Source organism: Exiguobacterium sp. s128 (assembly GCF_018618815.1).
Lineage (GTDB): Bacteria > Bacillota > Bacilli > Exiguobacteriales > Exiguobacteriaceae > Exiguobacterium_A > Exiguobacterium_A antarcticum.
The window spans coordinates 1-1053 of record NZ_JACSMT010000099.1 but is presented as its reverse complement, the minus strand read 5'-3'; the positions used below and the strand labels follow the sequence as shown (position 1 = coordinate 1053).

Sequence of the window (1053 nt, the reverse complement as noted above, 5' to 3'; positions counted from 1 at the left end):
GACGGTTTGTCAAATTAAGTGCAACACTTCTTCCGAGAAGACCTCGTATGCAGTTTTCCAGTTGAGACATTTCCGTGGTCTCCCATTGATCCAGGCGAGCGCTTGAGCGAGTTCAGAACGACTGACCTTTCCGAAATCCGTCCCCTTCGGGAAAAATTCACGGAGAAGACCATTGGCGTTCTCGTTACTTCCACGTTGCCAAGAAGAATACGGATCCGCAAAATACATCGGTACGCCTAACGTTTCACGAATTCGTTCATGACAGCTAAACTCTTTTCCACGATCTGTCGTCGCGGTTTGAAACGTTCCCGACGGGAAGTAGAGATGCAATGCTTTAATCGCTGACTCCATCGAGGCAGCGGACCGATCCTCCATCGGCACAGCGAGATAGAAACGGCTCTTTCGCTCGACGAACGTTGCGACACATGCCTTGGATTTCCCTCTGGCTGAGACGACAGTATCCAGCTCCCAATGTCCAAACGTTTGGCGCCCTTTGACGTCGGCTGGACGTTTACTGATTGGTAATCCGACATTGAAGCGTCCACGCGTCTCACGTGGTTTCTGACGCTTTCCCTTTTGGCGAAGAAAACTAGAATTGGCCTCGACGAGGCCCGTATAGATCCAGCGATAAATTGTCTTGAAGGATAGTCCTTCTTCTTGGAATAAACGTCCGGCAATCTGTTCAGGCGACCATGTCTCGCGTAACTTTTCGAGGATACGAACTCCTTTTTCTAGCGTGAACTTCGTCCGTGCACCGCACTTCTTTTTGCGCTCAACATAACGCTGGTCAGCACAGGAAGCATCATAGTAAGGGTTTCGTTTTAATTCTCGTGAAATCGTAGAAGGTTGACGCCCCAGGCGTCCCGCAATCTTTCGGACGGATAAACCTAAATCGAGATACGTTTCTATTTTGACTCTTTCTGATGTGGTAAGATGAATATAGCTCATAACGAATCCTCCGTTGAATGTGGTGTGGTAACTCCATTCTACACGAGGCCGTTATGGGCTTTTTGTGTTTTCCGTCAGGTGTTGCACTTAATATTACAATTCGTC

General features: G+C 48.3%; 1 protein-coding gene. It reads right to left on the bottom strand.

Annotation, left to right across the window (positions count from 1 at the left end):
- Positions 1 to 9 precede the first annotated feature (9 nt).
- On the bottom strand, positions 10 to 948 hold the full coding sequence (locus KNQ13_RS15765; RefSeq protein ID WP_026829704.1) for an IS30 family transposase: 939 nt from the start codon (positions 946 to 948) through the stop codon (positions 10 to 12).
- Positions 949 to 1053: the final 105 nt, after the last annotated feature.

Bases quoted from the DNA above. Each gene is read 5' to 3' on its own strand.
- KNQ13_RS15765 (WP_026829704.1), bottom strand. From the start codon at position 948: ATGAGCTATATTCATCTTACCACATCAGAAAGAGTCAAAATAGAAACG.